Origin of the sequence: Morganella sp. BCCO 40_0007, assembly GCF_032989665.1 — a bacterium.
GTDB lineage: Bacteria > Pseudomonadota > Gammaproteobacteria > Enterobacterales > Enterobacteriaceae > Morganella > Morganella sibonii.
Map to the genome: position 1 here is coordinate 45,920 of NZ_JAVBIN010000003.1, position 21,920 is coordinate 67,839.

The window sequence follows — 21,920 nt, forward strand, 5'->3', positions numbered from 1 at the left end:
CGTTATGCGCGGTAAACCGCCTCCCCCTGAAGATACGTTTCCAGCACCTGCAATGTGCTGCCCCGGATATCAAGTACCACTAAATCCGCCCGTTTTCCGGCCGTGAGTGTGCCTCTGTCTGCCAGTCCGAGGAACGCGGCCGGGTTTTCAGCGGCATAACGCCAGGCGTGTTCTGCGTCACTCAATCCGCTGCGGAGCAGAAAACTGACACAATCCAGAGCGGATTGCGCCGAGCCTGCCAGCAGTTCTTCATTAGCAGCAAGATGTAAACGGCCTTGTTCTGTCAGCACCACATCACCGCCGATATGGGTGTGATAACGGCCCGGTGCCATACCGCCGAATGCGGTGGTATCGCTGGTCAGCAGAATTTTTCCCTGTTTGGCGCGCAGGATCACTTTGATCAGTGACGGCGGCAGATGAAAACCATCGGTAATAATGCCGCTCCACAGGTTGTCTTCCGCCAGCTGTGCCCAGATGGGGTTATGGTGACGGTGCATCTGCAATTCACAGCCATTGCCGAGGTGAGTGGACATGGTTGCGCCCAGTTCTGCGGCGCGGCGGATTTGCTCCGGTGTTGCTGCGGTATGGCCGATGGAGACACGAATATTGTTCTTCGTACAAAAACGGATGGTGTCTGCCAGCCCGTCGTCCTGTTCAGGAGAGAGTGTCAGTATCCGCAACAATCCCTGTGATAAATCATGCCACTGCCGGACTTTTTCAGTATCGCAGTGCTGCACACAGGCTTTATCGTGCGCACCACGCGGACCGCTGACCGGTGAGATGAACGGGCCTTCCAGATGAATACCTGCTGTGGAGGCACGAATCCGGGGATCAGCGGCACAAAAGGCAGCAAAATCAGACATCAGCTGTGAAATCGCACTATCACTGTTGGTGATAATGGTCGGGCACAGGCTGGTCACCCCTTTCTGATACAATTTTTCGTAACTGTGGCGGACATCATCCCGGTGCAGCGGCAGGGTGTTGTAATCCGTTCCCGCGTAACCGTTGACCTGCAAATCCGTCAGTCCGGCAGCGACATACGGCAGATTTTCAGGGGCGTCAGTATGCAGTGGTTCAATACCGGTGATAACACCGTTATCTGCCGTGACCGTAACCGGCTTGCCGTTCAGGGTTTTAGCGCGGATCAGCATAAGTCTGCTCCTGAATCTTTATCCAGATAAAGGAAAGCACTGTTATGACGGCGCAGAATGGTTGCCGGCAGCTCTTCGCTGACAGGATCATGGATCATCCGCGTAACGGCCTGCCGCTTGGTTGCGGCCGGTACCACACATACCATATGGCGGGCACTGACCAGTGCAGGAATTGTCAGGGTCAGGGCATACATCGGGACATCATCTGTCCGCGCAAAGCAGCCGTCGTTAACCTGCTGCTGACGGCATTGCTCATCCAGTTGCACACGTTTGACAACCGCGCTGTCACTGAAATCCGCCACCCACGGATCATTAAAGGCAATATGACCGTTTTCGCCGACACCCAGACACACCAGATCCACCGGTGCGGCAGAAAGCAGTTCCGCATAGCGGCGGCATTCCGCGTCACTGTCCGTGGCATGCGCCCGGATAAAGTGTGTTGCAGCTGGTTTTACCGCATCAAACAGGTGATCCTGAATATAGTGACTGAATGCCTGCGGTGCTCCCGGTGGCAGACCGATATACTCATCCATATGAAATGCCGTCACTTTTGACCAGTCAATTTCCGGGAATGATTGCAGGTGCTGCAAAAATTCGTTCTGAGAGGGCGCAGAGGCAAAAATAATACGGACTTCCGGCTGTGATGCCTGACACTGAACAATAATATCGCGGGCTTTTTCTGCCGCCGCACGTCCCATGGCATCACGGTTTGCATAAACAGCATAGTGCAGCAGGTCTTTCTGACCGGCAGTAACAAGAGAATCAGTCATCATTATTTTCCTCCGACAGGCGGAATAACGCCTCTGTGAAAAGGTGCTCCGCCTGCGGTGCAAACGGGGCATCAAGATAAAAGTAGTATGCTGAACTGTGTGGCTCGTAGCCGCCTTCGGCAATCTGGCGGGCTGACGGCAGGTAACCGGCCATACCGTTGCTGTAGCCGATCCCCAGGAAATATTTCCCTTTGGTGCGTAATAATTGCTGGTAGTGATTAACGACTTCCGCACTGACCGTCAGCAATTTCAGCTGTGGTGAAATATGCAGGCAGGACAGGGTGATGGTTTGTTCCGCACGCAGGGGGATTCCGCGTTCTGTTTGTTTCAGTTTGGTCACCGCCCATTCATGTTCAATACTGTCCGGCACATGAGTATCACGGAACTGAATCAGTTGTTCTGTGTTCATGACAGGCTGTAATGGCAGCGACACCCGGCGGTGGCGGAAAGATGGCGGTGATGTCAGCGGAAAGTGCGGTAAATCCGGCTGTTGCAGTGCATCCAGGAAGAGCGCCGCCAGCTGTTTTCCGCAGGTTTCCATCTGCGCGTAATCCCCGCGGTAAAACTGCCCGTCACGGACCAGGGCCGGACGCAGATCCCCGCAGAACCCTTGCAGCAACATACATACAGCGCCCGGGAAGGCGGTTTCAATCTCATCACAGACCACGCCCGGATATTCACCGGAAAGTATATTGTCGCCGGTGATGGTCGGGTGACACTGGTTATGCACCAGCACTGCACAGACCTTTTGATCCGCATTAGTAAATCTCACCAGCGTGGCGGAGGTATCGGCGGGTTCATCCGGATTTGGTGCCATGGTGATCTCACCACTGACCATCAGCCGCCGGTGCACGGCCAGAGGACAGGGGGATTCGGTAATGTGTGCTGTCACCGGCTGTCCGGCCGCAAGTGCTGTCCGCAGACCGGTAATAACCTGCTGTGTGATAAAGGCATTGTATTGCGGGTCACATTCGCCCAGCTGCGGGGAATGAGTATCAGCAGTCTGCGGTGCACTGTGGCTGTGAGTGGCTGTCAGGATCAGATCCAGTCCGGCCAGTTCCGGTATGTCTGCCAGTGCCGTACGGATCTGCCGGTTGAGATTATCACCGGCAAACAGCAGTTCGAGACTGACAACAGCATGTTGCCGGTTCAGGATAAAACAGCGGGCATACAGCGGCATGCCAATCTGCATACAGGGCTGATGCCGGAACGCAAATCCGCCTAATTTCACCGGCAGTGACGGTGTGATATCCGTTTTACTGACGCCGAGTATCATGATGATGACCCGCACAGTGACACAATCAGTTGCAGATTGCGCATGATATGGAACGGATCTTTTACCGGCAACGCTACCACCTTGTTCAGCGGTGCACCTTTGCGATCGCGGATTTGTGTCCATTCTCCCTGTTCCCGGTTCGGGAAGGTATTCAGCACATAGTCTGCCGTCTGCTGATAGAGACTGAAAAATTGCGGATCGTTACTCTGATCAGCCATCAGCAGCAGGGTGTACAGCGCCTCCGAATGTACCCACCAGATTTTACTGCTCCAGGTTTCTGCTATCAGGGTTTCATACGGATCGCCGCCAAGCAGACGCCCGGCAGGCGGAGAGCCGTCCGCCAGGGTGTAGCGGAACAGCCCGCCGTATTTCTCATCCCAGCCCATATGCCACATCAGCGGGGTAATTTTCGCAATGGCGGGCAAATACGTCTCTGTCTCACCAAGCAGTTGCGCGGCATGGAAGCAGAACCACATATTTTCCAGTGTGTGGCCCGGTGTTTTATGACGGGCGAGCAGGGTATCGCGGTGCTCAGGAACAACCTTCATTTCCAGTGGGATCAGTGTTTCCGGGTCGTGAAACTCCGTAAAAATCCGATCAAGGCTGCGCCGTGTCAGGGTTGTCAGCCGCGAAAGCGCCGGGTGCTGATAACGGAGAGCATAACGCAGCAACTCCGTCACCGTTCCCAGCATAATCATTTCATAGGCATACGGTTCAAAACCCGGCGGCGCGGGATACGGCTCACTCCGCACCCGGTCTGATGCCAGCCGCCGGCTGACATTGTCATACAGCACCAGCGCATGCTCAAAATACCGGTTTTCACCGGAAACAAAGGCATATTCACACAGCCCGATCACGACAAAACAATCGGCATAAAACGACGTGTCATATCCCTCGCCAGGTTTCATTTCCAGCTTGTTACCACGGCGATCCAGCAAAAAGGCGCAATGGCCGTTATCGAGAAAAGCGTGGTTCAGCAGAAAATCTGCTGTTTGTTTTGCATGCGCCAGCAGGGGGGCGGCATCCCCCTGACATAACCCACTGCGGATCAGCGACGCCTGACGGCTTTCATTCCACAGAAAACGTCCCTGTGACCAGGTAAACTTGTTCTCACTCAGCAGTGTGCCGCCGTCATTACTGAAGCAGGTAAACACGCCGCCGGAATCCGTATCAACCGCCCGCAGCCAGAACGGTAAAATGTTCTGTTCCAGCTCCTGCTGCCATAAAGCGCGGCATTGTGCTTTCTGTTGCGTGGTTAATCCCATATCAGTGACCTCCGTCGCGGCTCAGTTTATGCATCAGGGCATCCACTTCCGGTTTTACCGGATTTTTGCGCGCCACAATGGCTGCAAGAGTAAAGAACACCAGTGAACAGAAGACCGGACCACCGACAGACAATGCCATAGACGGATCAGTCACAAACAGTTTGGTACCGGCAAAGACGGCCAGACCAATCAGCATGGATGTGATGGCGATTTTCGGCCCGCAATGCTTATAGAACGGCAGCAGACCCAGAACCATCGGAATGGAGGCCGGACCGATTAACCCGCCGAACCACACCACGATCAGCCCGATAATGCCGCCGAAGTGCTCCTGATTCAGCGCCAGGATAATCGTGCAGAGGGTAAAGGTGAATGTGACGGTACGCGCCATCCACAGCGGCGTTTCACCGTTGGCTTTTTTCACTTTTTTCGAGATCAGCGGCAGGATATCCCGCGATAAGACAGAACTGATCGCATTGGCATCAGAAGCTACCATCGACAATGTCGCGGCAAACATAGAGGCAAGGATCACTCCGACAAACCCGGCAGGCAGATATTTCAGTGTCAGCATGGAATAGATTTGTGTCTGCTCACCGTGCGGAACATCCGGGATCAGCAGCGGGGCGGCCCACATCGGTGCAAACAGGATCAGCGGCCAGACAAGATAAAGCGACGCGGACAGGATCATTGCGCGGCGTGCCTGTTTACCGTCCGGCGAGGCAATAAAGCGGGACGCGAGGTTCCAGGTGCCGCCGTTATAACTGAGGAAACAGACAAACGCGAAACTGGCAAAAAACAGCGGGCTGTACTGACCATTAAACCAGTCACTGTGACCGGCCGGGAGTCTGTCCCACATATCCAGATAGTTGGTGCCGATATCACCCAGCTGTGACTGCACAACGAAAAACATGACGATCCCGGCGGCAACTCCGACCAGAAACTGGAAAAAGTCATTCATGGTATCAGCCCATAACCCGCCGACGGTGACGTAGATCATCGCCACCACACCGGAAATCAGCACACCATAAATGATCGAAATACCGGTAAAACCATAGAACAGCACGCCGATCGCCGCATATTTCCCTGCGGTATCCAGCAGTTTCAGCAGTACGCCAAGCCAGGCGATCAACTGCTGGGTTTTGATATCGTAGCGGACTTTGAGATATTCCGTCGGTGACTGAATCTGTAACGCATCACGTAACCGGGCCCAGCGGGGAACAATCAGCCACGCACCCAGCAGACAGGCGATAGTCACGTTCAGCGCCCACCAGACATACAGGTTAAACCCGGTCGCATAGGCAAGGGCGGCATAACCGGTAAACACCACGCCGGAATACCCCGACACATGATGAGAAATCCCGGCCAGCCACCAGGGCAGACCACCGCCCGCGACATAAAAATCTTTGGTGCCTTTGACACGACGGTAGGCATTTAAGCCGATACCAATCATGATAATGAAGAAAAGTGAGAGTGTTATCCAGTCCGGCGTTTGCATCTTATTGATTCCTTATAATTATTTTGTCATCAACATCTACAGTAAAAACGGGGATTGCGGGTACAGGTATAAATAAATCATCGGCAGCAGGGTACTGCTTATCCTGACTGTACATTAATAACGCGCACTGTAAATATATTTAATTTCACTGTATGTTATTAATACGATCTGACTCACAATTCAACAATTCACGCAGGGCGCATCAACGGCAATTTATCCGGCAGATAATGTGTGATACATATAGGATAATCACATCACCTGCTCTTGACTTATCAGGTAAACAGCTGAAAATCAGTCTGTTCCTCACTCACTGAACCGGAAAACAGCTTATTATGGTGAAACCGTCTCTTTCGTCAGAACGCAAACAGCATCTGTTCCGGCAAATCCTGGACGCATATAAAGCGCAGACGCTGATCACCCGTAAAGGGCTCGCGATCACCAATGCATTGCGTCCGGCTACCGTGACACAGCTGGTCGGCGAAATGATTCAATCCGGTATTATTTCTGAAGATACTGTAAATCACCAATCCGGTCCCGGACGCCCGGAGGTCGGCATTATTCCGGATTTCCGGTTGCTGACCGCTATTTTTATCTGTATCGACGCCAGGAATATCACGGCATCGCTGGTGGATATCCGGGGCGTGGTACTCGCGGGTGCGCATCAGCCGGTTCATGATGACAATGCTGACAGCGAAACACTCCTGAACTGTTTCCGGACACTGATAAACCGTCTGCTGCAAAACTGCCGGGCGGATACCCGTGTGCAGGGGATTATTATTTCACTGCCCGGCGTCATGGACGCGGAGCATGGCCACTGGCTCTACACCAACCGCTGGCCGAAAGCACGTCATATGGATTTATCACAACTGACAACAGAATTTTCTATTCCGGTCAGTCTGGTGAAAAACTTACAGGCGGAACTGAATGCCTTTATCCTCGAAAATGACGAACTGTCGGCCAAACGTGTGCTGTATGTGCACTGGGGGGAAGGGATTGGTGCTGCGAGTTATTCAAAACAGCAGATTAATGCTAATCCGCAGGGGCTGTTCGGTGAGCTCGGACAACTGACATTCGGGGATTCACATACCATTGAACAGATGTTTTCCCTGTCGGCACTGCGTGGTGTGCTGAGTCAGACGCTGACCGGCGACTTAAGTAATGAACGGGCAGCCGCAAAAACATTACAGCATGCCGATATTATGGCAGTACCGTGTCTGAAAAATGCAGCGGATATCTGGAGCCGGGTACTGGCAAATATCTATTTTATTCTGTTTCCGGATGTCATTATTTTCTCCGGCCCGTTCACGCACAATGAGGCATTATTCCGTGAAATAACAACCGGGTTCAGTCAGCATGTACCGGAATATTTTGAGCAAAATGTGATATTCACCATCAACCATAAATCGTATATGAATGAAATGAACGGTGCGTTATCACCGTTCTTTGATGGGCTGGTGGCAGAATATTGCCGTCAGGGAAGTTAATCAGCGCCGGGTTATAATCTTAACGGAGTTGATTTTTTTACCGTAATTGAGCACATTCTTTTTCCCGCTCGTTTCCGTGTGATATTCACCGGTGAAATTTTTACCTTCATAGAAACGTACCTGCCAGCCGGACGGAATAATCACCGAAGAGAGGGTGCCGTCAAAATCGGAGTGATATAAATCAGGAATATCTTCGCTGATCTCAAGATAGTTTCCCCGCTGCCAGTTTTCCGCATAGATAATTACGGTTTTGCGTAACTCTTTCTCTGTGGTAATTAATTTACTTGCCGAGCATTTTGCATCTGTCTCCCGGCAGAAAATACTGTCGTCACCCTGTACCAGCTGACAGCGGTGTGACACACTTTTCCGTGCCAGTGCTTCTGTTACGCCGGCCTCAATATGCATATCAGAAAAGGGAGATAACCGGCAGATAAAAATAGTCTCAGGTTCATAACGATAACCGCCGTGTCCTCCGCTGCGGGCAGACACAACCGCAGAAAATAATATCAATAACAATGTCAGCTTTTTCATGATGTTCCCTGCTGTTTAAAGTCAGAACAGAGTAAGAGAGTGTTCACCGCCGGGACAGCAGATATATCTGATAAGGTTCTGTTCCGGCTCCGGGAATACCAAAATTTTGTGATAACACACCTTAACTTGATTTTGCGCCATAACGGAGAATAATGGGGCGGATAAAATTACAGATACACGCAGTTGTTTATTCCCCGGGGTTTCTTCATGGTCAGTGGTTTATTTATAGGCATCCTGTTCGGCGGGTTGCTTCAGTCAGGTCAGTTCTGTTTTGTTTCCGGGTTCCGGAACATTCTTTACCAGCGAAATACCCGGTTCCTCACTGCATTGCTGATTGCCGTCACTATTCAGTCCGTTGGTTTCTTTGCCCTGGAATCCGCCGGGTTATTACACATACCGGAAGGAAATTTGCCAATCACCGCCACACTTGCCGGTGGTTTTATATTTGGTGCAGGGATGGTTCTGGCCGGTTGTTGCGGCAGCGGTGCATGGTTCCGTTCCGGTGAAGGATTAACAGGGACCTGGATTGCCTTATTTTCGTTTGTTGTCACCATGGCCGCCGCTCAGAAAGGCAGCCTGAAACATTGGTTTGAACCGTTATTACAACATCCCGCGCAACCGGATACAATTTATAAAACCCTGAATATTTCCCCGTGGTTCCTGGTGGCTTTTTTAATTATTCTCACCGCCGAATTACTGATTTATCAGCATTATCATCCCCGTTATACACCACCGTCACAGAACCGGTTTAATTATCTGCCGCTGAACATTACCGGTATTTTAATCGGTATTCTCGGGGTTATTGCCTGGGTTTTCAGTGCCGAAGCCGGCCGTAATTTCGGCTATGGTGTCGCTGTTCCCTCCGGCAATGTTGTTCAATATCTGGTGACCGGACAACAGCGTTATTTTAACTGGGGAACACTGTTTGTAATCGGTATTTTCACCGGATCGATGATAAGCGCGATTATCCGCAAAGAATTCAGATTAACACTTCCGCCGGACGGTATTACCGTCGTCAAACGGCTTCTCGGCGGTATTATTATGGGGGCGGGCGCCACACTGGCCGGCGGGTGTACTGTCACGAACTCTCTTGTGGCGACTGCTTATTTTTCCTGGCAGGGATGGATTTCCACCTTCACCATTATGGCCGGTGTCTGGATCACCAGTTATTTCTTCCGTTCAGGGCAATGTCGTTTGTAGGATCATATATGAAAATAAAATCACTCTTTTTTCTGTTACCGTTACTACTGTCCGGTTGTGATCAGACCGTAGTAAAAGAGATCGGCATTGAGGAATTGTCAGAGAACCTGAACAACCCGAAATACCTTATTATTGATACCCGGCCTGACAGTTTATATTTTGGCTTCAAAGATAAAGGTGCTGCCCGCGGCGGTCATATTAAAGGTGCGATGCAGTTTACCACCGGCTGGCTGGATTTTATTGACGAAGATAAATTCGATAATTTTCTGGCAGAAAAGGGGATTTCGAAAGAAAAAACCCTGGTATTTTACGACAGTGATCCGGATTCACTGGAAAGAATTACCGCTGAATTTGCCGCCAAAGGTTTTCAGGTCAGGGCATTTAAATCGTTTATCCAATACAGCAATTCTGATCTGCCGATGGATAAATACCCGAACTATTTTCTGAGTGTTTCGCCCGCCTGGCTTCAGGCCGCTCTTAACGGCGAAAAACCGGAAAGTTATACTCATGATCAGAAGCCGGTAATATTTGAAGTGTCATGGGGTGACGCGGAACAGTCAAAATCGTATTCGACCCATATTAAAGGGGCATTCCATTTTAATACCGACTGGATAGAAAACGGACCGGTCTGGAATTTATCCGAACCGGACGTTATCAAAAATAATCTGCTGAAAAACGGTATCCGCAAAGATACCCCGGTGGTTGTATATTCTGAAAATCAGATGGCAGCATTGCGGGTATTATGGGCGCTGAAGTGGGCAGGTGTTGAGGATGTCCGTTTCCTTAACGGTGGTTTAAATGTCTGGATGGATGCGGAATTACCAACCGAAACCACGCTGAATATTCCGGTACCGGTTGCGGATTTTGGTGCGGAAATTCCGGTTAATCCGCAGGTCACTATTGCCATGCCGTCGGAAGCCATACAGGCTCAGAAATCCGGTCTTAAACTTATCAGCAACCGGACATGGGATGAATATACCGGCAAAATCTCCGGTTATGACTATATTCCGCGCAAAGGTGAACCGGCGGGTGCAATATGGGGGTTTGGCGGTAAAAACGCGAATGATATGTCCGACTATTATGACCCGGACGGCACATTACGTAACCCTGAAGAAATTTTTGCCTTATGGAAAACACAGGGTATTGAACCGACCGATCAGGTTGCGTTTTACTGCGGCACCGGCTGGCGGGCAAGTGTTTCCTGGTTCATGACACAACTGGCGGGCTGGGAAAACAGCCGGATTTATGACGGCGGCTGGAATGCCTGGCAGATGGACCCGGCATTACCGGTACTGAATGATATTCAGAGCCAAAAACCGGCGGCACTGAATGATTATGGTGAAATCATCAAAAAACCGGGACAATCCTGTAAAAGCTGATTTAACCGGAAAACCGGTTTCCGGAGAAATAACGGAAGCCGGTATTATCAGTTATTTACCATGGACTATCCGGCCAGATACTGTCTGTTTTGTTATCAGCATCATCCAGAGAATCGAGATATAAATTCTCAACCTCAGTCCGGGCCCAGGGAGTACGGCGGAGAAATTTCAGGCTTGATTTCACACTGGGATCATTTTTAAAACAGTTAATCCGGATTAACTGACTCAGCTTTACCCAGCCATATTTTTCCACCAATGCATTAACCTGCATTTCGAGGGTAACGCCATGCAGCGGGTCTTTGGAAGTGTGGGCTGTCATAAATAAATATCCTGTTATTTGCCTGATCCGGGAAGAATACCGTAAACTCCGGGGTATGACAATTTTACTTCCCGGCAGACGTTTACAGACAGTGATCATCTGTGAGGCAGAAAAGAGAGCGGGGCAGATGGATAGGAACAGAACAGGGAATATTGTAATGAAAAATGGTTTTATTTTTGTACTTTCATGTCTGTTTATCGCAGGATGCAAACCGGATACGTTGTCAGAGCAGTCTCAAAAAATCCGCCTGTTTGATGGGGTTTATGTATGCAGTATAAGCAAGTCATTTAATCAAATCGCAATTGAGCAGAAAAATAAACACGTTTTTCCATCTGTCATGGTGAAAACTACGATTACCGTTAAAGACGGAATTATGACAATTCATGGCATGAAATCAGGTGATTACGTTTCTCACAAAATGTCGGTCACTGAGCCACCGGTTACCGATGACGGCCGCGTACTGCATTCAGAAGTGGAACTTCGTTATAAAGATGGAACTATACAGGAGGACTTCACAAAGAAATATGGTACGGCATCAGTATCTGAAGGTGATCCTTTTGATAAAGGATTTATGCAGCAACTCAGTAGTTGCAGGTTATCGCCGGATGGGGTGATCCCAAGCCAAAGATAACAGGTGATACAGGGTTTAGTCTGATAAGCTCAGATTTATCAAAGCCCTATATCATTTAACATAATATACATTATGCGAACCTAAGTGTAATTGGGCGGAAAGTGCGCCTGTGATGGCTGTCATTGGCTTAAATTAACTATCCGGTGCAATAACAACCGTTGTTCCGGCTTCATCGTAAAGCTCTATCAATACACGTTTTGCATGTTCCACGGCTTTGAGTTCATAAGCCAAGTCATCCGTTTCAAACGCCGTCGTCAGATAAAACAAATTTCTTCTTTTGTCTTAAAAAAATCAACAAGCTCCCATTCATGCAAGGATTCATCCTTCATCGTTACACTGAAGACATGCGCACATCCTATTCCTAAAATCTGGACATAAAAAGTCTCTTTATTACCGCCCCCTGAAATCTGGACATAAAAAGTCTCTTTATTACCTCCCCAATACAACATTCCCATACGATCAGAGCTTCCTTCGTCACTGTATAAAATTGTAGAATCCTGATAAGCAAATCCCCCTTTGCCCCAGGGCGCTCCTACAACCAAACCAAATAAAGAAGCAATCCTGGTTTTCAGTCGAGAAAATAACAAGCATAGAGACCTTCAAAATATCGTAATGCATTTAATATTATATTATGATAACTTATGTATTGTGACTGTTTTTTATGCTAATCACGCATGCGAGTAACAATATATAGTTATTTGAAAATTTAGGGATCTGTGGGAGACAAAAGCTGATAATGCTTCCACCTTTTAGTCATTTTGACTGGAAGCCCGTAGTTATCCTGAGACTACCCCCGTAGTACCCCCGTAGTACAGCACGGGGGTTTTGATTTTGCCTTTCCTTACCGACCCCCAAATATAGACAGACAAACACCCGCAAGCTGTGCTGAATGTAATAGCTTTGAGAGCATTACGGAATATCATGACGGTTTTATATGCAAAAATTGTTTAGTATATTTCGACCATTTAGAAACATGTGAGTATTGTGACGGAGCGTATGAACGTTTTTAATAGGCTCGCATAATGCGCTCTATGTCTAAAGACGAACCTTCTCGATTGCGGTAAACCCCAAGACCATTCTACCGCAATCGCTCAGAACCCTTTTTAACATAGAATCCTGATAAGCGAATCCCCCTTTGCCTCGGGACGCTCCTACAACCAAACCAAATAAAGAATGTATATGTTTGATATCGCTTTAATTGGTGGAAACAACAGCAAATAACAATGGTGGTTTTATGAAAAATAATGAATTTAATATTAATCAAGTATATTCTATGATTCAATCATTTTACATTGATAAAATGCCCTACCCCACTGATTTTGATGTCATTGATGCAATTAATATCTTCATAAGAAATCATTTTAATAGTAATTCCCGTATAACTAAATCTGATGATGGATCATATGAATATCATGGGATAACAGAAATGCCCACTGATGATTGGGATGCTTTTGTTTGCATGTATACAGAAAGAGAAATACATTTTTTCCAGAATAAAGAAAATATATTAAATCTAATATCTGATCTAACGGAACTTCAAAAATGGTTGATATCTGAAGAATATATAACTGAGCATGGTGTAATAAAAGGTAAAATGATAGATAACCTAAAACTGGTTTAATTTACTGATTCGCACAATGCACTCTATGTGTAAAGAAGGACCTTCCCGATTGCAGTAAACCTCAATTCCACTCTACCGCAATCGCTCAGAACACTTGCAACATAGCGTCACACATTATACGAACCAAGGTATGAATTAACGAAATCCGGCTCTCCGGCTGGCTAATCGTCGGTTCCTTTATCCCTGATAACGGCTTTTTGTCTCGGCTCATCCAACAACTGATCACCGCGGGCTTTCTTTATCCGCCCACGTTCCTTTTTTATTGACCCCAAACAAAAATATGACAGCGCATTACTTCTATAATTATCCGCTTATTCACTCATATAGATGTGGTCACATGGTTAACAAACTGAATCTTAACTGGCCTGAATTTTTAGAAAAATACTGGCAGAAAAAACCCGTTGTATTGAAAAATGCATTTCCTGATTTTGCCGACCCTATCACGCCGGATGAACTGGCCGGTCTGGCCATGGAGCCGGAAGTTGACAGCCGTCTGGTCAGCTTTATTGATAACAAATGGGAAGCGAGTCACGGCCCGTTTGAGGACTACAGCGAATTAGGCGAAAAAGGATGGTCACTGCTGGTACAGGCTGTCAACCATTGGCATATGCCTGCCGCTGAACTGGTGAAACCGTTCCGGGTACTGCCTGAGTGGCGTCTTGATGATCTGATGATTTCCTATTCAGTGCCCGGCGGTGGTGTCGGGCCGCATATTGATAACTATGATGTTTTCATTATCCAGGGTATGGGCCGCCGCCGCTGGCGTGTGGGTGACGCCCTTCCCATGCGTCAGTTCTGTGCTCACCCGGCATTACTGCATGTCGACCCGTTTGAGCCGATTATTGATGTGGAAATGGCACCGGGCGATATTCTGTATATTCCGCCTGGATTCCCTCACGATGGTTTCACTTTCGAAGATACCATGAACTATTCTGTCGGCTTTCGCGGACCGACCGGTCGTGATCTGCTGAGCAGCTTTGCAGACTACGCTCTGGAACAGGATCTGGGTGGCGTCAATTATGGCGATCCTGACCTGACAGTACGTGAAAACTCAGGCTCAATGGAATCTTATGAGGTTGAGCGCCTGCGTGCCATGATGATTGAAATGATCAACAAGCCCGGTGATTTTGAACAGTGGTTAGGCCGTTTTGCAACTACTCCGCGCCATGAGCTGGATATTGCACCTCCGGAACCGCCGTATCAGCCGGAAGACGTGTTGAACGCTCTGAATGCCGGTGAAAAACTGATACGACTGAGCGGGCTGCGTGTTATGCGCATCGGTGAGCGTTTCTTTGTTAATACCGAAGGCTGGATGACCACAGAAATTAAAGGTGCAGATACATTGTGCCGGTTAACAGAAGTCGGCGTGGATGAACTCGGTGAAGCACTGACGAACCCGGGTTTTGTTGCGGAATTAACCGAATTTATCAATCAGGGATATTGGTATTTCGAAGAATAAATCACATCTGCCTGACAAGATAAAACATCCGCTGACGGGTGTTTTATCTTAACACGCCAAAAACCTCTCGTTCACTACGCTCAGCCATGATAGATTAGCCGGATTGCCCATCCCCAAATATTTCCTTTTTTATGAGATAGTTCAATGAGTAAGAGTGGCAGATACTATACAAAAGAAAAGATAAGACAGCGCCATATAGCAAATAAAAAAAGACAACACCCTATTCGTCTTTTTATCAGAAGTTGGGATTTTTGGGGTAAATCCTTCCTTGGCCTTTTGGTTTTTGGCATGTTTATTTATTCATTAAATGATAATGTAACCATTCATTTTTTATGGATAATCTATGCCTGCATTTGCTTACCTTTATTTCCGTTTGCTAAAAAATGCAGTGATGATGTCCTTCGCCATTATTTTTCAGAATCAACATTTGAGGATGTTATTAATGGCAGCAGCCCCCGGGGGATTGGCGCATTGTATCTGATGCTTATTATTCCGTTTATCATTCTGCTGGCAGCAGGATATTTTGTATATCAGATTATAAAATACAAATAAACTTTATCGCCATTGAATCATGTCAGCCTGAATGATTTGAAAATAACCGGAATCGCCGGAAATCCACACCATCATAGATCACAGAGCCATCCGGCTGAAATCCGTAACGAGTTATAAACCGGGAAATTTTCCGGGATAACGGTAATAAGATGGTGATGCTGTTTAAGTGCATTTCAGTAAACACATGGCGGATAATTTCATCACAGATGACCTTTCCCGTTCCCCAGAAATCAGGATGAAGAACCAGCGCCAGGTCAGCGTCATCACCTTCTTTCTGAAGCCCTCCCCAGCCTGCGAATACACCGTCGATCACAAATGCCCGGGGGCCGTATCCGTTTATGTCCCACTGAGCATCTTTTTCTTTTGCCCAGCTGAGACTTTTTTCATCATCAAAATCCGGGGTACCCAGCGGCATTTGCTGTAAAACTTTCGGGTGATTATTCAGTGCGGTAATATCGGCTGGTTTAATCTGAGCGAGCCGTTTAAATTCTAAGTGCATAGTATTCCTTTTATTTTGATGCTCTGATTGTACCTGTTATTCAGCAAAAATCAGCTGAATAACAGGTATAAAGTATCTTAACTTACAGCCACATCCCGAAACGGCGGATATAAATGCCCTTCATGATTTGTGCCAGACCGCAGTAACTGACCAGTGTAGCGGCGAGCCACGGGAAATATTCCCACGGTAACGGCTCGAGTCCGATATAACTTCCGATGGGTGAAAACGGCAGCCAGATCCCGATGGCCATGACAAGCCCGGTAACTAATAATACCGGCAGTGTTGCCGTGCTCTGAATAAACGGAATCCGTTGTGTTCTCAGCATATGAACGACCAGCGTTTGTGATAATAATCCCTCAACAAACCAGCCTGAATGGAATAAGACCTGGCTGTCAGGACTGTTTGCCCCGAAAACAAACCATAATAATGCAAAGGTGGTGATATCAAATACGGATGATGTCGGGCCAATCCAAATCATAAAGCGCCGGATATTACCTGCATCCCATTTGCGGGGTTTGCGCAGGAATTCTTTATCCATTTTATCCCACGGTAATGCCAGCTGGGACATATCATAAAGCAGATTCTGAATCAGCAGCTGAATGGCCAGCATCGGCAGGAACGGAATAAAAGCACTGGCTATAAGAACAGAAAATACATTACCGAAGTTTGAGCTGGCGGTCATATTCAGATATTTAATAATATTACCGAATGTCTCGCGTCCTTTAATGACGCCCTCCTCCAGAACCATCAGATCTTTTTCCAGCAAAATAATATCCGCGGATTCTTTGGCAATATCCGTTCCGCTGTCTACGGAAATACCGACATCCGCGTCCCGCAGTGCCGGTGCATCATTGATTCCGTCCCCGAGAAAACCAACAGTATGACCGGCAGATTGTAAAACACGGACCAGTGCTGATTTTTGCAGCGGTGTCAGTTTACAGAAAATAGTGTGTGTTTGTGCCACCTGTTTCAGCTCTTCATCACTGAGATGTGCCAGCTGATCACCACTGATACTCATCGATGCATCTAATCCGACTTCGCGGCAGATTTTCGCTGTGACAACCGCATTATCCCCGGTCAGCACTTTTACTGTTACTCCGTTATGTTTCAGTGCTTTCAGGGCTTTTGCCGCGCTGTCTTTTGGCGGGTCAAGGAAGGTCAGAATTCCGCATAAAATCATATTCTGTTCATTGTCTGCAGAGAGCGGCAACTCCTGCTCTTTACTGTCCAAAACCCGCTCGGCAAGCAGCAGAACTCTGAATCCGGTCTCATTATAATGATTGACCAGCGCCATAATGGCCTGTTTTTTCTCATCATCTGCCGGTGAAATATGATTACCTGTCCGGATCAGAGAGCAGCATGCCAGCATCTCTTCCGCCGCGCCTTTACAGATAAGCAACGCCGTACCATCCGGTTTTCTCACCGAAACAGACAGACGTCTGCGGACAAAATCAAACGGCAGTTCATCAATTTTCTGATAACTGTGCAGAGATTCTGTTTCGGCTTTACCGCGTCCGAAACGAATGATCGCCTGATCCATCAGGTTACGTGTGCCGCTCTGATGAAAACTGTTCAGCCATGCCAGTCCCAGTATGGCTTCATCGGAACGCCCCTCCGTATCGAGGTGATGTTCGAGGATAATATTATCCTGTGTCAATGTCCCCGTTTTATCCGTGCACAGGATATCCATCGCTCCAAAATTTTGTATTGCATTCAGTCGTTTGACGATAACTTTCCGTCGTGACATCGCAATTGCACCTTTTGCCAGGTTGGAACTGACAATCATCGGCAGCATTTCCGGCGTTAATCCGACAGCAACAGCAAGCGCAAAGAGTGTGGCATCAAACCAGTCACCTTTGGTAAATCCGTTAATCAGCAGGACAACCGGCACCATCACTAACATAAAGCGGATCAGCAGGATACTGACACTGTTCACACCACGGTCGAATGACGTTTGTGAGCGTGTGCCGGCAATGGATTTCGCCAGTGAGCCAAAATAGGTTTTGTCACCGGTGGCGACCACAATACCCAGCGCCGTGCCGCTGGCCACATTGGTGCCCATCAGGCAGATATTGCCTGATTCCGTCAGCAGCTGGTCATTTTCCGCTATCGTTGCTGCATTTTTTTCATGGATATCACCCTGAGTATCATATTTTTCCACCGGAACTGATTCTCCGGTCAGAATAGCCTGGCTGATAAAAAGATCACGGGAACGGAGCAGCCGTAAATCCGCCGGGATCATGTCTCCGGCACTCAATACCACAATATCCCCCGGAACCAGACATTTCACCGGCAGCTCAATCCGGACAGATCGCCCTTTTTTACGCCGGAGTACCGTTGCGGTGGTTTTCACCAGAGATTTAAGGGCTTCTGCGGCTTTATTAGTCCGGTATTCCTGCCAGAAACGCAGTATCACGCTCAGGAAAACCATCGTTCCGATAATCACAACGCCCGTAAGGTCGGTTTCTTCACCCTGTTGCAGGGGGACCAGATAATCGGTCATAAAACTGATCGCGGCCAATGCCAATAACACATAAATAAACGGATTATGAAACGCGGAAATGAACTGAATAAACGCGGGAGGTGCTTTGTCATGAGCCACCACATTTTCCTGATGTTCTATCAGGCGGTCAAGGGCATCAAATTCATCCAGCCCCAACATATCAGAATGTAGTTCTGTTAACGTTTCATCGGGTGTTTTTGCGGCGAATATTGCCGCCGGGAAAATATTCTTATCGCGCACAGCTGGTGTGACAGTACGGTTAACTTTGACAGTCATGGTACGATTCCTTTATTACCTCAGACAAACTGAGTAATTTATTCTCGCCGGACTGTCTGACTTAACAGTTAATTTAAATAAACTGTCATGATAACTGACAGTCCGGAAAATGATGTATTCCGGGCCCGGGTGGTGTGTCCATATATTCCTTATCAGCAAAAGATAGTCTGTACGCTTATTCATAAATGAATACGTACCGTGGATTTTTTAATAAAAAACCATGTTCCTTCCGTTCTGAATAAACGGAATAGCAAAACACGGTGCACAAGCACGGCAATTTAAATTGAATTAACCGATATAACAATCAGTCAGGAGGGAATAACGCCAGCATATAGAGATTCATGATAAATCCGTCCTTTCGGGCTTATCTTATTAAAAGATAAGCTAAATTAAATCAGGAAGTACCATTTACAGAGAGAGGTACTGCCGCAGTATTACTGCCGGCAGTCAGAGGAAAACAGATGTACCGGCAGGATCAATATATTTTGATAAATAATCTATGACTGTCCAATGATGTGCTCTCCGCAAGAAATAATCATCCAAAGTATATTCCGGTGAAATCACAAAGTAAATCGTTTTCTCTGAGGAGAAAACAATATACAGAATAGTATTATTTAATTAAACAACGTACTGATTTAACAGATTATCTGTTATGAAATAGCATTCCATTTCATTTTTTATAAATATCCGGTCTGACAATCTGCCAGATATAATTTTCTTTGTTGACCGGGCTGTAACCTGATTTTTCATATAACCACGGGGCTGATGATGTGACCAGCATAATGCGTCTCAGCCGGTTCATCACCGGATGTGACTGACAGCACTCCATCAGCCAAAAGCCGAGTCCTTGTTTCTGGTATTCATCGATAATATAAACATCACACAGATACCCGAATGTGACCCCATCGGTAACAACCCGTGCAAAACCAATTTGTTCTCTGCCGGCAAATACTCCGAAACACAGGCTGTTCAATATGCTTGCACTGACCAATTCCCGGCTGATCCCTTCCGCCCAGGGGGAATGCGTCAGATAAAGATGGATTTTGTCGATATCCAGTCTGGTGATATCCGTTGTTACGGTATAGTGCCGGTCATGCCACTCGTGAATGCTTTTCATAACATTATAAATCCATCAGATAAGTAATGGTGTCTCTGATTGTTATCAGAGCATATTCCAGATCATCATACGGGAGTGTGCTGACGGCCACACGGATGGCCTGCGGGATATCGCGGGTTATGGCATAGGATTCAGCCGGACTGACGGCAATATCAGCGGCTCTCAGGCGGCCGATAACCGCATCACAGCGCACATTTTCCGGTAACGGGAGCCACAAAAAATAACCGGCCGGATGTGCAAGATGCGGTAAATCCGCAAAAATCCGGCTGACAATTTTTTGCCGGGCTTTGGCATCGCGACGCTTTTTCTGCTCCAGTTTTTCAACCTCTCCCTGCTCCAGCCACTCACGGACAATACCGGTCATCAGTGCCGGTGTGTTCCAGGTGGTGATGCGGATGATTTTTTCCAGTGCAGCGACATGAGCCGGAGGCGCAATAACCAAGCCGACCCGCAGACCGGTGGCGATATTTTTGGAAAAACCGGTGACATAAAATGTGATATCCGGAGCCAGTTCTGCCAGCGGCGCCGGTGCCGGTTTTTGCAGAAAAGCATAAGAGCCGTCTTCGATCAGAAAGAACCGGTTTTCCCGGGCAAGGCTTATCAGCTTTTTGCGGGATATCAGATCCATTACCCAGCCAAGCGGGTTATGCAGTGTCGGCATGGTGAAATAGCCACGGATTTTCCGCTGACGGCACAAGTGCGCCAGTGCAGCCAGATCGGGGCCCTCCGGGGTAACCGGCACCGGAACCAATTCGATATGACAGGTTTGTGCCAGTGCTTTAAAGCCCGGATAAGTCAGTGCATCTGTTGCAATCACATCACCGGGACTGAACATACTCAGTACAACAGAGGCCAGACCGTGCTGGGCACCGCTGACCATAACAACAGCATCCGGGTCAACGGCAGAAAAACCGCGTAATTTCAGATGATCCGCAACAACTTTTCTCTCCTGCCGCCGCCCGGCATGCGGAAGATAATGCAACAGACTTTCGAGGTCACCGCTCATGGATAGCTGGCGCAAGGTGCGGCGCAGTAATGCAGTTTGTTCCGTGATCTCCGGATAGATAAAGTTAAGGTCATACATTGCCGGTGTGACATCACACTCGATACCGGTAACCGGTAATAAACTGATATCTCTGACAAATGTTCCGCGCCCGGTTTCGCCGCTGACCAATCCCTGATTGATCAGCTCCTGATATACACGTGACGCTGTCACTAATGATATCCCTTCCTGAGCAGCAAAAGCACGATGAGTCGGCAGTTGTGTTCCGGCTGCCAGTTCACCGCTGCGGATGCGGGCTGCAAAGGTATCGACGTATTGTTTATAACGCAGTGTTGCCATACCGAATGTATCCATGACAATTTTTTGATTGTCATGATTATCCGCATTACTCTCCGTGATAACAAGACGTAATTAACGGAGTACAGGATGGATAATACAATGACAACCGTTTCCCGTTCAGCTCGCGGCTGGCTTAACGGATTTATCGGTGTGCTGATTTTCAGCGGCTCCCTGCCCGCCACCAAAGCGGGTATAAGCGGTTTCACACCGGATTTTCTGACTACCGCCCGCGCAGCGCTTGCCGGTATCGCCGCTGTGATCATTTTAGCTGTACTGCGCCAGCGTTTACCTGCTACGAAATACCTGATGTCGCTGATCGTTGTGGCCGCGGGGGTTGTTATCGGTTTTCCGTTACTGACGGCTCTTGCTCTTCAGTATGTCAGTTCGGCTCACTCTATTGTGTATCTGGGATTACTACCGCTGGCAACGGCACTGTTTGGTGTACTGCGCAGCAATGAGCGTCCGCGCCCGGCGTTCTGGTTTTTTTCTGTCCTTGGCAGTTTGTTTGTCATGGGATTTGCTTTATTTCAGGGCGGTGAAAGCACCCTGACCGGGGACTTGTATATGGTTGCGGCTGTGTTGCTGTGTGGATTGGGTTACGCGGAAGGTGCCCGCCTTTCCCGGCCACTCGGCAGCTGGCAGGTGATCTGCTGGGCACTGGTGCTTTCTCTGCCGCTGATGCTGATCCTGAGTATTGTTTTTCTGCCGGTGACATTCAGCGGTATACCGGCACAAGCCTGGGGCGGATTAATCTACGTTTCCCTGTTCAGTATGCTGATTGGTTTTTTCTTCTGGTACCGGGGTCTGGCAGAAGGCGGAATTACCGGTGTCAGTCAGTTACAGCTGTTACAACCGTTTTTTGGTCTGGTACTTTCCGCGTGGTTACTGGATGAAACGGTCAGTTCAGTGATGATTGCATCCACGTGTGGTGTGATCGCCTGTGTTGCCGGTTCAAAACGGTTTTCCCGGTAATCGCAACGAACGGACTATTTTCTGAAAATTAACAGCAGAACAGTGTATTTATTGAAAGTTATGTATTTTGTCTGCGTTATC

At 48.1% G+C, this 21,920-nt stretch carries 20 protein-coding genes; 8 read left to right on the forward strand and 12 right to left on the reverse strand.

Features of this window, described 5'->3' with window-relative positions:
* Positions 1 to 2: 2 nt before the first annotated feature.
* The 5 genes from R5268_RS04520 to R5268_RS04540 are packed head-to-tail and all read right to left on the reverse strand — an operon-like array spanning position 3 to position 5,954.
* Complete coding sequence (locus R5268_RS04520; protein WP_317418816.1) at positions 3 to 1,151, reverse strand: N-acetylglucosamine-6-phosphate deacetylase; 1,149 nt, start codon at positions 1,149 to 1,151, stop codon at positions 3 to 5.
* Positions 1,145 to 1,924 carry a glucosamine-6-phosphate deaminase gene (locus tag R5268_RS04525; RefSeq protein WP_317418817.1) on the reverse strand — a complete coding sequence of 260 codons (780 nt, stop codon included), beginning with the start codon at positions 1,922 to 1,924 and terminating at the stop codon, positions 1,145 to 1,147. The genes R5268_RS04520 and R5268_RS04525 overlap by 7 nt, the downstream gene beginning before the upstream one ends.
* Positions 1,914 to 3,197: a hypothetical protein gene (locus tag R5268_RS04530; protein WP_317418818.1), complete on the reverse strand. Its 1,284-nt coding sequence runs from the start codon at positions 3,195 to 3,197 to the stop codon at positions 1,914 to 1,916. Before R5268_RS04530 ends, R5268_RS04525 begins: the two co-directional genes overlap by 11 nt.
* Positions 3,194 to 4,462, reverse strand: coding sequence for an AGE family epimerase/isomerase (locus R5268_RS04535; protein WP_317418819.1), 1,269 nt, complete (start codon positions 4,460 to 4,462; stop codon positions 3,194 to 3,196). The genes R5268_RS04530 and R5268_RS04535 overlap by 4 nt, the downstream gene beginning before the upstream one ends.
* A gap of 1 nt (position 4,463) precedes the next feature.
* On the reverse strand, positions 4,464 to 5,954 hold the full coding sequence (locus R5268_RS04540) for a sodium:solute symporter family protein (protein WP_317418820.1): 1,491 nt from the start codon (positions 5,952 to 5,954) through the stop codon (positions 4,464 to 4,466).
* Positions 5,955 to 6,286: 332 nt separating this feature from the next.
* Between R5268_RS04540 and R5268_RS04545 the strand changes: the two genes are divergently transcribed.
* Positions 6,287 to 7,438 (forward strand): ROK family protein, encoded by a 1,152-nt coding sequence (locus R5268_RS04545; protein ID WP_052927822.1) that lies wholly within the window; start codon positions 6,287 to 6,289, stop codon positions 7,436 to 7,438.
* On the opposite strand, the gene R5268_RS04550 is transcribed toward R5268_RS04545, so the two are convergent.
* The gene (locus R5268_RS04550) at positions 7,439 to 7,969 is read right to left on the reverse strand and encodes a hypothetical protein (protein WP_317418821.1); all 531 of its coding nucleotides are present in this window, start codon (positions 7,967 to 7,969) and stop codon (positions 7,439 to 7,441) included.
* A gap of 207 nt (positions 7,970 to 8,176) precedes the next feature.
* Between R5268_RS04550 and R5268_RS04555 the strand changes: the two genes are divergently transcribed.
* Both R5268_RS04555 and R5268_RS04560 read left to right on the forward strand, forming a co-directional pair.
* Positions 8,177 to 9,169: a YeeE/YedE family protein gene (locus tag R5268_RS04555; protein WP_317418822.1), complete on the forward strand. Its 993-nt coding sequence runs from the start codon at positions 8,177 to 8,179 to the stop codon at positions 9,167 to 9,169.
* A gap of 8 nt (positions 9,170 to 9,177) precedes the next feature.
* Positions 9,178 to 10,548 (forward strand): rhodanese-like domain-containing protein, encoded by a 1,371-nt coding sequence (locus R5268_RS04560; RefSeq protein ID WP_317418823.1) that lies wholly within the window; start codon positions 9,178 to 9,180, stop codon positions 10,546 to 10,548.
* 55 nt (positions 10,549 to 10,603) lie between these two features.
* Here R5268_RS04560 and R5268_RS04565 read toward each other — a convergent pair whose 3' ends face one another.
* The gene (locus R5268_RS04565) at positions 10,604 to 10,867 is read right to left on the reverse strand and encodes a VF530 family DNA-binding protein (RefSeq protein ID WP_107679124.1); all 264 of its coding nucleotides are present in this window, start codon (positions 10,865 to 10,867) and stop codon (positions 10,604 to 10,606) included.
* Between the two features lie 55 nt (positions 10,868 to 10,922).
* On the opposite strand from R5268_RS04565, the gene R5268_RS04570 reads away from it, so the two are divergent.
* Positions 10,923 to 11,498, forward strand: a complete 576-nt coding sequence (locus R5268_RS04570) for a hypothetical protein (protein WP_317418824.1) — start codon at positions 10,923 to 10,925, stop codon at positions 11,496 to 11,498.
* Between the two features lie 254 nt (positions 11,499 to 11,752).
* Here R5268_RS04570 and R5268_RS04575 read toward each other — a convergent pair whose 3' ends face one another.
* Positions 11,753 to 12,085: a hypothetical protein gene (locus tag R5268_RS04575; protein WP_317418825.1), complete on the reverse strand. Its 333-nt coding sequence runs from the start codon at positions 12,083 to 12,085 to the stop codon at positions 11,753 to 11,755.
* A 647-nt stretch (positions 12,086 to 12,732) separates the two neighbouring features.
* Between R5268_RS04575 and R5268_RS04580 the strand changes: the two genes are divergently transcribed.
* The 3 genes from R5268_RS04580 (at position 12,733) to R5268_RS04590 (ending at position 15,130) form a co-directional block, all read left to right on the forward strand.
* Complete coding sequence (locus R5268_RS04580) at positions 12,733 to 13,119, forward strand: hypothetical protein (protein WP_317418826.1); 387 nt, start codon at positions 12,733 to 12,735, stop codon at positions 13,117 to 13,119.
* A gap of 337 nt (positions 13,120 to 13,456) precedes the next feature.
* Complete coding sequence (locus R5268_RS04585; RefSeq protein ID WP_317418827.1) at positions 13,457 to 14,578, forward strand: cupin domain-containing protein; 1,122 nt, start codon at positions 13,457 to 13,459, stop codon at positions 14,576 to 14,578.
* 144 nt (positions 14,579 to 14,722) lie between these two features.
* Positions 14,723 to 15,130 carry a hypothetical protein gene (locus tag R5268_RS04590; protein WP_317418828.1) on the forward strand — a complete coding sequence of 136 codons (408 nt, stop codon included), beginning with the start codon at positions 14,723 to 14,725 and terminating at the stop codon, positions 15,128 to 15,130.
* Positions 15,131 to 15,152: 22 nt separating this feature from the next.
* Here the strand turns inward: R5268_RS04590 and R5268_RS04595 are convergent, their stop codons facing one another.
* From R5268_RS04595 to R5268_RS04610, 4 genes are all read right to left on the reverse strand, one after another.
* Positions 15,153 to 15,629, reverse strand: a complete 477-nt coding sequence (locus R5268_RS04595; protein ID WP_317418829.1) for a GNAT family N-acetyltransferase — start codon at positions 15,627 to 15,629, stop codon at positions 15,153 to 15,155.
* 82 nt (positions 15,630 to 15,711) lie between these two features.
* The gene (mgtA, locus tag R5268_RS04600) at positions 15,712 to 18,408 is read right to left on the reverse strand and encodes a magnesium-translocating P-type ATPase (RefSeq protein WP_317418830.1); all 2,697 of its coding nucleotides are present in this window, start codon (positions 18,406 to 18,408) and stop codon (positions 15,712 to 15,714) included.
* A gap of 670 nt (positions 18,409 to 19,078) precedes the next feature.
* Positions 19,079 to 19,525, reverse strand: coding sequence for a GNAT family N-acetyltransferase (locus R5268_RS04605; RefSeq protein WP_182107046.1), 447 nt, complete (start codon positions 19,523 to 19,525; stop codon positions 19,079 to 19,081).
* Positions 19,526 to 19,529: 4 nt separating this feature from the next.
* Positions 19,530 to 20,867, reverse strand: coding sequence for a PLP-dependent aminotransferase family protein (locus R5268_RS04610; protein WP_317418932.1), 1,338 nt, complete (start codon positions 20,865 to 20,867; stop codon positions 19,530 to 19,532).
* Positions 20,868 to 20,954: 87 nt separating this feature from the next.
* Here R5268_RS04610 and R5268_RS04615 point away from each other — a divergent pair, with 87 nt between their 5' ends.
* A complete protein-coding gene (locus tag R5268_RS04615) occupies positions 20,955 to 21,839 on the forward strand; it encodes a DMT family transporter (RefSeq protein WP_317418831.1) in 885 nt (294 codons plus the stop codon).
* The last annotated feature ends 81 nt before the right edge of the window (positions 21,840 to 21,920 follow it).

Excerpts from the sequence above, each read along its gene's own strand:
- R5268_RS04520 (WP_317418816.1), bottom strand. The coding sequence starts at position 1,151 with ATGCTGATCCGCGCTAAAACCCTGAACGGCAAGCCGGTTACGGTCACG.
- R5268_RS04525 (WP_317418817.1), bottom strand. The coding sequence starts at position 1,924 with ATGATGACTGATTCTCTTGTTACTGCCGGTCAGAAAGACCTGCTGCAC.
- R5268_RS04530 (WP_317418818.1), bottom strand. The coding sequence starts at position 3,197 with ATGATACTCGGCGTCAGTAAAACGGATATCACACCGTCACTGCCGGTG.
- R5268_RS04535 (WP_317418819.1), bottom strand. The coding sequence starts at position 4,462 with ATGGGATTAACCACGCAACAGAAAGCACAATGCCGCGCTTTATGGCAG.
- R5268_RS04540 (WP_317418820.1), bottom strand. The coding sequence starts at position 5,954 with ATGCAAACGCCGGACTGGATAACACTCTCACTTTTCTTCATTATCATG.
- R5268_RS04545 (WP_052927822.1), top strand. The coding sequence starts at position 6,287 with ATGGTGAAACCGTCTCTTTCGTCAGAACGCAAACAGCATCTGTTCCGG.
- R5268_RS04550 (WP_317418821.1), bottom strand. The coding sequence starts at position 7,969 with ATGAAAAAGCTGACATTGTTATTGATATTATTTTCTGCGGTTGTGTCT.
- R5268_RS04555 (WP_317418822.1), top strand. The coding sequence starts at position 8,177 with ATGGTCAGTGGTTTATTTATAGGCATCCTGTTCGGCGGGTTGCTTCAG.
- R5268_RS04560 (WP_317418823.1), top strand. The coding sequence starts at position 9,178 with ATGAAAATAAAATCACTCTTTTTTCTGTTACCGTTACTACTGTCCGGT.
- R5268_RS04565 (WP_107679124.1), bottom strand. The coding sequence starts at position 10,867 with ATGACAGCCCACACTTCCAAAGACCCGCTGCATGGCGTTACCCTCGAA.
- R5268_RS04570 (WP_317418824.1), top strand. The coding sequence starts at position 10,923 with ATGACAATTTTACTTCCCGGCAGACGTTTACAGACAGTGATCATCTGT.
- R5268_RS04580 (WP_317418826.1), top strand. The coding sequence starts at position 12,733 with ATGAAAAATAATGAATTTAATATTAATCAAGTATATTCTATGATTCAA.
- R5268_RS04585 (WP_317418827.1), top strand. The coding sequence starts at position 13,457 with ATGGTTAACAAACTGAATCTTAACTGGCCTGAATTTTTAGAAAAATAC.
- R5268_RS04590 (WP_317418828.1), top strand. The coding sequence starts at position 14,723 with ATGAGTAAGAGTGGCAGATACTATACAAAAGAAAAGATAAGACAGCGC.
- R5268_RS04595 (WP_317418829.1), bottom strand. The coding sequence starts at position 15,629 with ATGCACTTAGAATTTAAACGGCTCGCTCAGATTAAACCAGCCGATATT.
- mgtA (WP_317418830.1), bottom strand. The coding sequence starts at position 18,408 with ATGACTGTCAAAGTTAACCGTACTGTCACACCAGCTGTGCGCGATAAG.
- R5268_RS04605 (WP_182107046.1), bottom strand. The coding sequence starts at position 19,525 with ATGAAAAGCATTCACGAGTGGCATGACCGGCACTATACCGTAACAACG.
- R5268_RS04610 (WP_317418932.1), bottom strand. The coding sequence starts at position 20,867 with ATGGCAACACTGCGTTATAAACAATACGTCGATACCTTTGCAGCCCGC.
- R5268_RS04615 (WP_317418831.1), top strand. The coding sequence starts at position 20,955 with ATGGATAATACAATGACAACCGTTTCCCGTTCAGCTCGCGGCTGGCTT.